Genomic DNA, 12,894 nt, shown 5'->3' with positions numbered 1-12,894 from the left:
TAGGCGCTGACGTCAGACACTTCTTGCGTTGACCCCAGCATCGCGCCCGCCCAGACGTTGAGGGCCTGTTTAGGACCGCGAAATTGGCTGTACAGAGGCAGCATAGCAAGGCGAACCCCCGCCGCAGTGGAGGTTTCAGCAATATGGGTCATGTAGTCAGTATTGTAGTTGTACTGAGATCCGAACCGTTGAAAGCCCCATCTTAAGAGCGCGCCAATCATGTCTCGATCCCTTCCGATTTGAGGTTTATCGCCAAAAACAGTGCTGTGAAGGCAGGGATCTGGATGCCAATCAAGTTCGTCGCGGCGACCAGATCCGTCGGATTGCCCCGCTGCGTCCAAATCCAAATGTGAAACAATGCATGTAAAACGAGCCACGAGGCACCGAAAACTCCGGTTGGTTTGTCTCCTTTGGTAGCAGCCCAAATCAGGGCAGCGCCGCTTGCCAGATAGGCAAGGGCAACATCCTTCGCAAAGTGAAAGTTAATTGGCCCCGTCAGCCTGACACCCGGCACGGTGTCATACCAGTGCTGGGTTGCAGTCCACATATAGGCCGCGGTTAGAACCGAAAGCGCTCCAACTCCGGCTAAAACAATCTTCTGCATCATATCTCCGAATTTAAGGTTCACAGATATGACGATCTCAATTCAGAGTTTGTGACAAAAGACAAAGTGGTCATTGGCGCAACCGCAGCGAAGGGGCGCGTTGTCCGCAAAGCCGCCATTTGCCAGCGTCGCGCGAAGGTCAGTTCTTTTGTGCGACAGCAGCTCGTTCCGCTCGTCGTCTCTCGTAGTACGCCTCCATCTTCGAGGGGCGACCTGGTGAACGACGACCCGTCTTTTTGTAGCCGTTCTTCGCGCTTACGGGTTTGACATTTGGCGGTGCCGTGGCTTTCTCTTGCTCTTCTTTGATATGCGCGAGGACAGCGCTCAAGTGCTTGTTCTCAGTGATCGCGGCGTGGTCACGCGCTGCTGGTGTGGACCGTCTATGGTGAAGGGTAGGGCGACGCCTTTGGCGCGCACCTGGATGCGTCCGTCCGGCATCTCGTAGATATCGATGTATTTACCGACCAAGCCGCGCGTCAGATCGTTGTCTTGGCCCCCTAAAACTGTGCCACGATTTGTAGACCAAGGGAATTACGAAGAATGGCGGAGTGACCAGGGCTTTTAAGCCGCAGGACACGAGGTGAACTGTTCGTCAGGAAGACCCGAACCCGACTTGCTACAGGTGCTGGATGTCCCGCCCGGTGTCTCAATCTAAGCAAAATGAGACAATTTAATAATCCCTGGATCAGAGCGCGCAAAGTCCCTTCGCTCGAATCCTGATCGCTTCCTACCGTGACAGAAAATCATGGGAGGAAAACATGACACCACCGAACGACACATTGTCTTGGATGTACGAAAAGATGGTCGCCAGCCGTCATTTTGAGGAAGAAATCGAGAAGATATACATGGAGGGCAAGACGCCGGTCTTCAACATGGCGGACGGCCCGATCCCCGGCGAGATGCACTTGTCAAACGGGCAAGAGCCGGTTGCCGTCGGTGTTTGCGCGCATTTGAACCCTGAGGATATCGTCACAGCCACGCACCGCCCCCACCATCAGGCCATCGCGAAGGGCGTCGACCTGAAAAAGATGGCGGCCGAGATTTTTGGCAAGGCCACGGGTCTGTCGGGCGGGCGCGGCGGCCATATGCATATTTTCGACGCTGATGTGAACTTTGCCTGCTCTGGCATCATTGCGCAGGGCATGGGTCCGGCTGCGGGTGCGGCTCTGTCGCGCAAGCTGCAAGGCAAGCCCGGTGTGGCGATTTCGTTCATTGGTGAAGGCGCGGCGAACCAGGGTGCGTTTCACGAGGCGCTGAACCTTGCGGCGGTCTGGAAACTGCCCATGGTTGTTGTTGTCGAAGACAATGCGTGGGGCATTTCCGTGGCCAAAGAAGCCTCGACCGCCATTCAGTGCAATGCCGACCGCGCCGCCGCCTATGGCATTCCGGGGCATTACATCCCCGGCAACGATCCGCTGAAAATCTATGAGGTCGCAGGCGAGGCCATCGAACGAGCGCGCAACGGCGAAGGCCCCACCCTGATCGAGATCGAGACCTATCGCCTTGCCGGTCATTTCATGGGCGACGCCGAGGGTTATCGTCCTGACGGCGAGAAAGACGCGCTTATTGCCAAGGACCCGATCCCCAATCTGCGCAAGGTGTTGGTGGCCGAGCATGGCTTTGCCGAGGCCGAGCTGGACGCGATGGAGGCCAAGGCCAAAGGCGAGGTGGATGAGGCCATCGCCTTTGCCCGCCAAAGCCCGGACCCCAAGCCCGAAGATGCACTGACAACCGTGTTTGCCTGAGCGCGGAAGGGAGGAACAACACATGGAAAATGAACGTAAACTGACAATTGCCCGTGCCATGGCCGAGGCCACCGCACAAGAAATGCGCATCGACCCGCGCGTCTTTGTGATGGGCGAAGACATTGCCGATCTGGGCGGCGTCTTTGGCAATACCCGCGGACTGGCGGAAGAATTTGGCAAGGAACGTGTCCGCGACACGCCGATTTCTGAAACCGGCTTTATCGGTGCCGCCGTCGGCGCGGCTCAGGACGGGATGCGGCCTGTGGTCGAGCTGATGTTCGTCGATTTCTTCGGCGTCTGTTTTGATGCGATCTACAACCTGATGGCCAAGAACACCTATTTCTCGGGTGGCAAGTTCAACGTGCCAATGGTGCTGATGACCTCGACCGGGGGCGGCTATTCGGATGCGGGGCAGCACTCGCAATGCCTCTATGGCAGCTTCGCGCACCTGCCCGGGATGAAGGTCGTCAGCCCCTCGAACGCTTATGACGCCAAGGGTCTTATGACGGCGGCGATCCGCGACCCGAACCCGGTGATTTATATGTATCACAAGGGTCTGCAGGGCATGGGATGGCTTGGCACTGAAAAAGGCGCCATCGTGCATGTGCCCGAAGAGGCCTATGAGGTCGAGATCGGCAAGGCAAAGATTGCCCGCGAGGGCCGTGACGTGACCATTGTGTCCATCGCGCAGGGCGTGCACCACGGGCTGAAGGCCGCGAAAGTTCTGGAAGAGCAGGGCATCAGCGCCGAGGTGGTGGATCTGCGTTCCTTGGTGCCACTGGATCGCGACACGATCCGCGCCAGCGTCGCAAAGACCGGGCGGCTGATCGTGGTGGACGAGGATTACCACAGCTTCGGCGTCTCGGGCGAGATTATCGCCACGGTGACCGAAAGCAATCTGGCCGACCTTAAGGCGCCGCCGCGCCGGATCGCCTATCCCGATGTTCCAATCCCCTTTGCCCGGGTGATGGAACAGCATTGCCTGCCGAACGCAGACAAGATCGTCGCCGCCGCGCGCGAGCTGTGTCAGGCCCCGATCCCGGCCTGATCCGAACGTAATCCCCACGACTGTAACGCGCCACTCCGGTCAGGCCCGGAGTGGCCAAGGAAGGACTTTGTCACATGGCAACGGAAATCATCATCCCCTCTGACCTCTGGGAAGGCGACGAGGAAAGCGTCATCACCGCCTGGCTGGCCGACGACGGCGCGCAGGTCAACGAAGGCGCGCTGATCGCCGAGATCATGACCGCGAAAGTACAGCACGAAATCAGCGCCCCAGCTTCCGGCACCCTGTCGATTACGCAGGAACAAGACGCCATCGTTGCCAAGGGTGACGTGATCGGGTCGATCGCATGATGGATGCGTCACACACCGAAGAGCGCGTCGTACCGTTGCGCGGCGCGCGCGCGATGATTGCGGACAAGATGCTGTCGTCCCTGCAAGGGGCGGCACAGCTGACCCACCATGCACGCGCCGATATGGGCGCGATGCTGGCCGCAAAGGCGCAGTTCAAGGCTGAGGGCATCGCGCTTTCCGTCGAAGACCTGTTGATGGGGGCGGTGGTTCAGACTTTGGGCCGTCACCCAGACATCAACGGAACGCTCAAAGAGCGCTCGATCAGTTTGTCGAAATCGGTGGATCTGGGTGTGGCAATTGCCTTGCCCGGAAACCTGCTGGCCGCGCCTGCGATTTTCGGGGCGGATAAGATGACCCTGCCCGAATTACGCGCCGCACGTCGCGACCTTTCTGAGCGGGCAAAGGCCAACAAGCTGACGGTTGCGGAAATGACCGGGGGCACATTTACCGTGTCGAACCTTGGTCTGTCGCGGGTAGAGCAGTTCACACCGATCCTGAACACGCCACAGATTGGAATTCTGGGGATCGGGCGGGTCGTGGAAACGGCCGTGCGCGACGGTGACGGGATCGCATGGCGGTCGTTTACCGGGCTATCCCTGACCTTTGATCACCGCGCGATTGACGGCGCGCCTGCGGCGGATTTCCTGACGGATCTTTGTCATACGATCGAAAGTTTTGTGCCGTGATCGTCGCGGAATTTCCTACTGCGAACGACGGGGTCGCCCGTGAAATGGCGCTGTTGCAGCAAGGGCGACCTGCGGCTTTGCTGTGGTCCAGCGCGACACCCGCGCTGGTGCTGCCCGCCACTTTGATGCGAAGCCCGCAAGTGCAGGAAGCCGCCACGCAGGCCGAGCGGGCAGGGATCCCGGTTGTGACCCGGCGCAGCGGAGGCGGCATTGTCCCTCAGGGGCCGGGGACATTGAATTTGGCGATGGTGTTTCCAGCCCCGCCGGGCTTTCAACTCGAGGACGGATATCGGCTGATCTGCAATGCATTGGCCGAGGCACTGACGCGGTTCGACATTCGGTCGTCAACGGGCGCCTGCGCGCAGTCGTTTTGCGACGGCACGTGGAACCTGCTTGTGAAGGGCAGAAAACTTGCCGGGACGGCGCAGCGTTGGCGCAGCACGCGCTCGGGCCCGATTGTTCTGGCGCATGCCGCCATCCTTGTGGCCCGGCCAGACGCGACGCATTGGCGGGTGATGGCCCAACTGCACCGCGCCGCCTTTCCGGGCAGCGACGGTTTGCGCCCAACGGTCCATGTCGCCCTGAGCGAAATGATCGGCGAACGCACGAACCCAGAAAGTTTCCCCGGCGCACTGGCACGGGCGGCGGAGGACCGCCTGACCAGTCTTATGTCTCGGGAATCCATGGCGGCCTGAACGCCGCAGACCAACCAAAACGGGAGGAAAAATCATGACCATTCAATTTCACCGGCTGCGGCCGGAAAAGGAGACCCGCGCCGGGATGAGCCGGAGGATGTTTCTGATGACAACAACGATGGCCGGGATCACGACCGCTTCTTTGATGGGCAACGCATCGTTTGCGGCCGCTGGCGTGCTTGACGACACTCAGAAAGCCCGCCTGTTGCGCGTGATTCAGGACATCTATCCGCATCCCGATGTTTTGCAGCTGTCGTATTACGAAGCGATAGCCGCGACCGTCTTGAAGAATGCCGAAATGGATGCGGATAATGCCAAAGGTTTGACCGACGGACTGGCCCAGATCGAGGCGCAGGCGCAGTCGCTGTTTGGAACCAGCTATACCGACATCGCCGATCCTGACGCCCGCGAGGGTCTGCTTCGGCATTTCCAGAACGAGGGCTTTTTCCAATCCGTCCGGTGGACGGCCTATTTCGGCATCTACGACAACAAAGAGATCTGGCCGCTGTTTGGGTACGAGGGGTCCTCGGTCGAGCATGGCGGTTATATCGACCGCGGATTTTCGGACATCACGTTTGTGCCCGAAGGGCCGACCTTGGAAGAGCGCCTTGCGCAGGTTCAAGGGTAAGGGAGAGGTACAATGGAACAATTTGATCTCAATGACGATTCTGTCGTCGTCATCATCGGTTCGGGCGCGGGGGGTGGAACCCTTGCCAACGAGCTGGCCCAAAAAGGTATCAAGTCGGTCGTCCTTGAAGCGGGAAAACGCTTTGACATGGGCGATATCGAAAACGACGAATGGGCGATGTTTAACAAAATCTCGTGGCTGGATAAACGATACTCGGGCGGTGGCTGGCACGGGGCGGTGAACCACCCCAACCTTCCGGCATGGATCGTGAAGGGCTATGGCGGCTCGACCGTCCACTGGGCGGGTGTCGCGCTGCGGTTCAAGGAATACGAATTCAAAACACGCACCCATTACGGCGCGATTGATGGGGCGAATGTCGAGGACTGGCCGATCACTCTGGAGGAGATGACCCCCTGGTATGAAAAGGCCGAGCTTAAGATGGGCGTGACCGGCAAAACCACTGGGATGCCACACCTGCCGTGGAACAACGGCTTTCGGGTTCTGGCCGAGGGATGCCGCCGCACCGGACGCACGGACTATAATTCAGGTCCGATGGCCATCAACTCGGTCGAGCGGGACGAGCGACCAGCCTGTCACCAGATCGGCTTTTGTATGCAGGGCTGTGCGATTGGGGCGAAATGGTCGACCATGTACACCGAGCTGCCCCGCGCCGAAGACACCGGCCTGTGCGAAATCCGGACCGATGCGATGGTCCTGAAGATCGAGCATGACGCGGACGGCAAGGCCAGCGGCGTTCTTTATGCCGATGCAGAGGGCAACCAACACCTGCAAAAGGCGCGGGTGGTCTGCGTCGCGGGCAACTCGATCGAAAGCCCACGGCTGTTGCTGAACTCGGCCTCGTCGATGTTCCCGGATGGGCTGGCCAACAGCTCGGGTCAGGTGGGCAAGAACTATATGAACCACACCACCGGGGGCGTCTATGCGGTGCTGCCCGAAAAAGTGCACATGTACCGCGGCACTTCGGTTGCGGGGATTGTGGGGGATGAAGTCTATCACGATGCCGCACGCGGGTTCAGCGGGGGCTATTATCTTGAGTTCCTGTCACTGGGGCTGCCCTTCATGGCGGCGTTCCTTGAGCCGGGGAATACGGGCTGGGGACGCAGTGTCGCGCATGCGCTTGAATCCTATGACCGCATGTCGGGGGTCTGGGTTCTGGGCGAGGATCTGGCGCAGGAACGCAACGGGATCACCCTGCATGACAGCGAGGTCGACCAGCATGGGCTTCCGGTGCCGATTGTCTCGAAGACACCGCATAACAACGACTATGAGATGACCGAGCATATGTATGAAACCTCGGCGCAGATCTATGAAGCGGTCGGCGCGACGGATGTTTACGAGCTGCCCGCCTATCCCGCCACGCATAATATGGGCACCAACCGGATGCATGCGGACGCGGATAAGGGCGTGGTTAATGCCTTTGGCCAAGCCCATGACATGGCTAACCTGTTCGTTTCGGACGGCAGCCAGTTCACCTCGTCTGCGGCGTGTAATCCGACCTTGACGATCGTGGCGCTGGCCATCCGTCAGGCAGAGTACATTGCGCAGGAAATGAATGCCCGCAACATCTGAGGCGGGTTCCTTGCAGAGGCGGCCGGGCACAACGCCTGGCCGTTTTTATTCGGGGCGTTGCAATCCTTCCGAGGCGATCCAACGATTGATCGTCGCACGGCTGATGCCGAGCAATCGCGCGGCCTTGGTGACATTCCAGTCAGCACTGTTCAGCGCATCACGCAGCGAATGCCGCGCAAGGTCGCGTTTTGGCGTGGCCGGACGGTTCTGAATGCGGTCGGGCAGATCGGTCACATTGATCGTTGCGCCATTGCCGCAGATCAGCGCCTCGCGCAGCACGGCGCGCATCTCGCGCTGGTTTCCGGGCCAATCATAATCGCACAGCAAAGCCATCGCCTGATCAGAGACAAGGGGCGGGTTGGCCCGGTCCTGGGCAAGATGGGTTTGGATGATATCGCGAACCTCGCGCTGTCGCAGCGGGGGCAGGTCCAGCACGGATTGGCCGACAAGATATAACAGGTCAGGCTGTAGGGTATCGCTTTCCTGCAATTGTGCCCATGTCTGGTCCGAGGTGAACAGCACCAGTGCCCGATCTTCGTTGTAGCGGTCGCCGTTGGCGCGTTCATCAGCCTCAAGAAACTGCTTCAGCCGGGTTTGCGTCGGGCCGTCTAGACGTTCGATGTTTTGCAAAACCAATGTGGGGGACACCCCGTCAACCGGGTAGTCACCCAGAAACCGCATCGCCTCTAATGCCTCGGCCACGGCCTCGGCGGCGTTGGGGCCACTGGCGTCCACTGCGACGCCGGTCGGGCTAATCAAACCAAGATCGGTAATGATCGCCTTTGCAAAGTCGTGACTGTCACCGCCCGTTTCACCGCAGATCAAAAGCGGCACGCGATAGGCGGCCAGTTTGCGGGCGCGGTCGATCAGTTTGGGCAGTGTCGCCCCCTGATAAGAGAAACCGGCAAGGGGGCCCGTTTTGTTAAGCCGTGCAGGCACATGCGGTACAGAGGCATTCACGAAATAGCGGCGTGGCGGCACGCGGGCGGGTCCACGCAGGCTGATGTCCAAATCTTGCAGGTCCGACAGGTGCCGCCCGACAAGGTTCTGATGCAAGGTCGGGCGCGCGTCATCGCGCCACAACGGCAGGCTAAACACAACCGCTCCGCGGTCGTCGCAGGCCACCAGCGTTTCAAAACACCGCCTTGTTTCGGGATCGCGCGACATCAGCCGAGCAGTCATCTTATTTGAGTGAAAATTGCGGAACAACCGGGTCTGGAACTGGCGGGTGGCGCGACGGAGCGTCTGTTCACACAGGCCGATTTCTTCCGGTCGCCGACCGGCCGCGCCAACCAGAGTGACAGAGCCGATTAAATTGTTCTGGGCATCGGACAGGGGCGCCGAGCTACAGGTAAAACGCGAGAAACACCGATAGAAATGATCATCGCCCGAGACGGTCAGAACGCGGCCCGCTGCCAAGGTCACGCTGATCCCATTGGTGCCCGCCAGCTGCTCGTTCCAGATGCCGCCGACAGCCAGACCGTTGCGCTGAAAGTCTGCCTCGACCCCTTCGGGGGCATAGCTTTCAAGCACGACGCCTTCGGCATCGGTGACCAACAGGCAATATCGACTTTTAACCGGCAGCAGCGTGCTGCGGTCCAGTTCAGAAGCGGCACCGCCAATCAGATATTGAAACTGTTCACGCCGGTGCGCGATCTCTGCGCTTTGCAGGCGCAGGATAGGCGTGCGCGCACCCACCGAAAGACGGTGTTGCTGCGTCGAGCGCGCCTTGGACAAATCGACCAAATCGCGCAACGCCTCTTTCTGATCCGAGGCCATCATGTTTTTCCTCCCATTGCCGGGTCACCAGACCCTGCAATCCTTCCTGATTATTGCGTGGAACCCCCTTTTTGTCCAAGTCCGACCTTGGCACAGGAACGCAGCACCTGAAGCTCGTCGAAATCGTCATCGGCGTGACAGCTGGATCGAGCCAGGGCCGATGCCTGTCCCACTGTCATTCGACCAGCGCGTCCAGAGCTTCCAATGCGCGGCCCCCATAGACGACCGACGGACCGCCGCCCATTTCGATTGCGACCGAGATCGCCTCGATCACCTCGTCGCGCGTTGCCCCGTGTTTCAGCGCCGCACGCAGGTGAAACACGATACAATCCTCGCACCGAATGGCGACGGAAACCGAGAACGCAATCAGTTCTTTGACTTTGCCCGATAAAGCCCCTTCGCCCGACACGGCGCCGACCAGTTGGCCATAGGATTTCATCGGTGCAGGGGCCGCCTTGAACAGTGCACCCACGCGTTTGTCGATCTCTGCGCCTTCAGCGCGGTAGTTTTTTGTCATCTTTTCCTCCCATCAAGTCAGAGTGACAGTGATGCGTTTTCCAAATTCGCTAGACGTGTCTCGGGCCTTTGGCTGGCACTATGCGTGTTAAGCCTGTCGCGAGGTATCACAGATCAGGTGTGCGCCCCCGAGCTACCGGGAACTGTCTCATTTGGTCGAAGGTGAGACAGTGCCTGTATCACGAAACCCATCCGGTATTGTTTGACAGGTGACCCCAAGCTGGTATCGACTGCCCTTGCGTCGGATGAGTTCCACCTAGGGGACTGAGAGGCTGACAGGGGGAAACCCCGGTGACGCGAACCTTTGAACCTGACCCAGTTGATGCTGGCGTAGGAAGACCGAAGGGCATCTCCGCAAACCTCAGACAGGTGGCGGTCCTTTCGGGCCGCAAGGCCTGCTCGGCATGTGCCGAGGGCGGAGCGACCAAGATAACATGTTTTTTTCTAACAAAAATCGCACTTCAGGGTGGCGCGCTCCAGCGATAGATTGTCTCTTGGCAGACACGTAGCGGAGCGCGCTCATAGATCATCCGGTTGCCAATCTGTTCGGGTGTCCACCCGTTCTTGAGCCATTTAACAACGTCTTTGGCGAGATCTGGGTGCTTGATCAGTTTTCTCTGCCGAGCACGGCGGCCATCCGCTTTCAATTGCGCCGCAGCCCCATAATAGCCCGCGTATTTTGGCAGGCTCTCATCGACGAAATAGTTTCGTTTCAATTCCCGGTACAGCGTCGCTTTCGAGCGCTTCAACACACGCGCCATCTCGCGAACAGGGACTTTAGCATTCAGCCAGCGTTCGATTTTACGCCGTTCTTCGATGTTCAATTGCTTGTAGGAGCCACTCATGGCACAAACTCCTCATTAGATAACCCATTGGTTTCTAACAGGAGTCGCAGTTCAAAGTAGCGCGCTCCCGCTACAATTGGTTGTTGCAACCATCCAGAAATGTCACAGGTTCTGCAAAGCAGGAATGTCACCACTGGGTGGGACCTAAGCAAAGCCTGACAGGGCGGAGACCTCAAATATCGCAGCCCTGGCTGGCTTTGCGGGGGTAGGGGAAGCAGACTTTGGTGCATGGTGTAGCGAAGGTCAGGAAATGAGCCCAAACTGCAGGACGCTGCACTCACCACGAATGGCGGCTTTTCTTCCTCAGTGAGGCTTGCGATAATCAGAGTATGGCGCTTACCAAAGAACACCACATCAACTTGTTGAAACTGGCAGAGCAGCAATTTCGTCTAGCTTGCATTGTCAGCGTTCACGCGACTCTAGAGACTCTGCCGCTGGATGCACCAATTTCACATTCGTTCGGTAAACACACTTCCACTTGGGAAGAGTTTGGGCTTCGGCAAGATCAGGTTGAGTATTCCGCTCCAGCACTTGAGTTTGTTTCGACGTTCGTCATGTCATCGGCGATGAGGCAAGTATTCGCGGAACATGTCCCCAGCCCGAAAAACCATGAAAACTCCGATATAGTGGCCGCTTATCAAATCGCCCGACTGACCAGAAATGCGTTCTCGCACCACATGCTCGCTCCAACATGGTCCATCGATTCTGATTGCCGAAACCGCACGTTTGAGGTGAGAGATGTAGTCAGTTTGGACACGTCAAACCTAGATGGAAAGCCTATGCGGTGGGAACATTATGGCGGCCATCTCGCGATATGGAGGCTATGTCAGTGGGTTCGCTTCAACGTTTTGGATGACACACCTCCTGTTGATCGAAGGCTTCCTGTTCAGCCAACAATCGAAGTGATCAAACAAGGCAACGTTTTGGCAAGGAAGATCAGCGACCTTCCCTCCGGCCGCGACTGAAGCAGTCATTCGTGCAGCTGCAGCGAAAGGCGGTAAAGTCCCGCAAAGCGGCCGTCTGGCTTCAAAAATCCCGCTGCGTTGCCGAGAACGGCAGGTTTGAGCCCATTTCGCTTTGCTGAGGCATGAAGAGGCCGCTCGCGCGGAAAGCATCGGACTGCAGCAAACCAAGGTCGCGTTGATGGCTGCAAGATAAGGTTTCAAGGATTTCTAAGAAATAAATTTTCCGCAAAAAATCACCAGAAACCCCCTTCTGACATGAATCGGGTGCATCTCCCTATCGGTGAAATTGTTGGTCGAGCACGCTCTCCCAATCCGATAGGGAGGCGTTTAATCAGCTGATCAATAGGCCGCAATTCCCAATCGAAATCTTGTGCCAACCTGTGTCGAACACGCCACGGTAGTGTGACCGATGGCAAAACGATTGCGCGGATTTTCTTGTTGCCGGCCGATCATTCCTCCAAATCTCACCCCATGACAAACACAGCACATCATATCGCTTCACGGCTCATACGATTAACCTAGCCAGGTAATTTCGACGCATATTCCAGTGCGCCGGTTTCGTAAGAACTGTCCGAAAGTGATACACGTGTTTTTTCATTCTCATCATATCGACGACCATCAACACGTGGTTAGTCTGCCAAAACCTCACATAGCGACCGCGGTTGGTGGTGCCGAATCGGGACCCGTTTGGTCCTGGATTTTGAGCGAAATCGAGAGTGCTCCTTTGTGGGAAATTATCGTGCGATTTTGGAAAACAGTTTTTCGCAAGTTGCAATCGGAACTGAAGCTGTCGCGGCGGCCATAGATTTAGAAATCTAAGATCCATCACCACAACCTGTTGCGGTAGTTTGTATGCGAAAACGGAGCCTATGGATTGCATATAGGGTGCTGATTTTGTTGGTAAAAAATAGTTCAAGAAGCATCATTCGCACGCTATCGTTAACGCAACTTCTTGGCGTAAGCCAAAACGACGAAAGGAATTGACATGACCGAACACTAAAAAAGAAAAACGCGACCTGCGCCAACAGATCGCGACAATTCCTGAAAGACCGAAGCCTTCCTAAAAGCACGTTTTGAATACCTCATCCGAGGGCTCATTTCAAGGACATCGGTTTTTCAAACAATCCTGGTCTCGCTCCAAGTCATCCATTGATGGCAGCGGAGGAGGTGTGTCTCGAACTTTCTTCGCCGTCCATGTTGGGTGTTTTGCGAACGGTTTGAGATCGCCTGAGGGGATCATTTCCAAACTCGGGGAACGTCCCCACGCAATAGAAAGACAGAAACATGTCCATCCATTTCCAAACTGGCGGCATCCGCCTTCCTGAAGTCAGCCGCGGCAATCGTGACACCCAAGTTGGGTCAAAACGACATTTCACTGGTGGTGCCGTTATCGGTGACGGTCACGGTGTTCGCCTTGGTCTTGAAAGCAATCTCGAGAAAAAGGCCCTGCTTCTTCTATCGGCACGCCCGGCCACTCTGGATGTC

Annotated in this window: 11 protein-coding genes and 3 pseudogenes; 9 read left to right on the top strand and 5 right to left on the bottom strand. The window is 57.6% G+C overall.

Annotated features, from left to right (window positions below):
• Positions 1–221, bottom strand: a pseudogene (locus AC5EFR_RS23370) (hypothetical protein); the annotation flags it as partial.
• Positions 218–628 (bottom strand): hypothetical protein, encoded by a 411-nt coding sequence (locus AC5EFR_RS23365; protein WP_493578089.1) that lies wholly within the window; start codon positions 626–628, stop codon positions 218–220. The gene AC5EFR_RS23365 and the pseudogene AC5EFR_RS23370, both read right to left, overlap by 4 nt.
• Positions 629–1,362: 734 nt before the next feature.
• Between AC5EFR_RS23365 and AC5EFR_RS23360 the strand changes: the two genes are divergently transcribed.
• The 7 genes from AC5EFR_RS23360 to AC5EFR_RS23330 all read left to right on the top strand — a co-directional run bounded on the left by AC5EFR_RS23360 (position 1,363) and on the right by AC5EFR_RS23330 (position 7,304).
• Positions 1,363–2,349 carry a thiamine pyrophosphate-dependent dehydrogenase E1 component subunit alpha gene (locus AC5EFR_RS23360; RefSeq protein ID WP_493578088.1) on the top strand — a complete coding sequence of 329 codons (987 nt, stop codon included), beginning with the start codon at positions 1,363–1,365 and terminating at the stop codon, positions 2,347–2,349.
• 22 nt (positions 2,350–2,371) lie between these two features.
• Positions 2,372–3,397, top strand: a complete 1,026-nt coding sequence (locus AC5EFR_RS23355; protein ID WP_493578087.1) for an alpha-ketoacid dehydrogenase subunit beta — start codon at positions 2,372–2,374, stop codon at positions 3,395–3,397.
• Between the two features lie 74 nt (positions 3,398–3,471).
• The gene (locus AC5EFR_RS23350; protein ID WP_493578086.1) at positions 3,472–3,705 is read left to right on the top strand and encodes a biotin/lipoyl-containing protein; all 234 of its coding nucleotides are present in this window, start codon (positions 3,472–3,474) and stop codon (positions 3,703–3,705) included.
• Complete coding sequence (locus AC5EFR_RS23345) at positions 3,702–4,391, top strand: 2-oxo acid dehydrogenase subunit E2 (protein ID WP_493578085.1); 690 nt, start codon at positions 3,702–3,704, stop codon at positions 4,389–4,391. Before AC5EFR_RS23350 ends, AC5EFR_RS23345 begins: the two co-directional genes overlap by 4 nt.
• On the top strand, positions 4,388–5,086 hold the full coding sequence (locus tag AC5EFR_RS23340; protein ID WP_493578084.1) for a lipoate--protein ligase family protein: 699 nt from the start codon (positions 4,388–4,390) through the stop codon (positions 5,084–5,086). Before AC5EFR_RS23345 ends, AC5EFR_RS23340 begins: the two co-directional genes overlap by 4 nt.
• Before the next feature lie 34 nt (positions 5,087–5,120).
• On the top strand, positions 5,121–5,714 hold the full coding sequence (locus AC5EFR_RS23335) for a hypothetical protein (protein WP_493578083.1): 594 nt from the start codon (positions 5,121–5,123) through the stop codon (positions 5,712–5,714).
• A 12-nt stretch (positions 5,715–5,726) separates the two neighbouring features.
• The gene (locus tag AC5EFR_RS23330; RefSeq protein WP_493578082.1) at positions 5,727–7,304 is read left to right on the top strand and encodes a GMC family oxidoreductase; all 1,578 of its coding nucleotides are present in this window, start codon (positions 5,727–5,729) and stop codon (positions 7,302–7,304) included.
• Positions 7,305–7,349: 45 nt separating this feature from the next.
• Here the strand turns inward: AC5EFR_RS23330 and AC5EFR_RS23325 are convergent, their stop codons facing one another.
• From AC5EFR_RS23325 to AC5EFR_RS23315, 3 genes and pseudogenes are all read right to left on the bottom strand, one after another.
• Complete coding sequence (locus AC5EFR_RS23325) at positions 7,350–9,086, bottom strand: sigma-54-dependent Fis family transcriptional regulator (protein WP_493578081.1); 1,737 nt, start codon at positions 9,084–9,086, stop codon at positions 7,350–7,352.
• Between the two features lie 172 nt (positions 9,087–9,258).
• Positions 9,259–9,600, bottom strand: coding sequence for a carboxymuconolactone decarboxylase family protein (locus AC5EFR_RS23320; protein ID WP_493578080.1), 342 nt, complete (start codon positions 9,598–9,600; stop codon positions 9,259–9,261).
• 475 nt (positions 9,601–10,075) lie between these two features.
• Positions 10,076–10,444: pseudogene (locus AC5EFR_RS23315) on the bottom strand (transposase); the annotation flags it as partial.
• A gap of 329 nt (positions 10,445–10,773) precedes the next feature.
• On the opposite strand from AC5EFR_RS23315, the gene AC5EFR_RS23310 reads away from it, so the two are divergent.
• Positions 10,774–11,409 carry a hypothetical protein gene (locus tag AC5EFR_RS23310; RefSeq protein WP_493578079.1) on the top strand — a complete coding sequence of 212 codons (636 nt, stop codon included), beginning with the start codon at positions 10,774–10,776 and terminating at the stop codon, positions 11,407–11,409.
• Positions 11,410–12,693: 1,284 nt separating this feature from the next.
• Positions 12,694–12,894: pseudogene (locus AC5EFR_RS23305) on the top strand (hypothetical protein); the annotation flags it as partial.

This window comes from Pelagimonas sp. (assembly GCF_058892305.1).
This window is presented reverse-complemented; position numbering and strand designations above follow the sequence as displayed.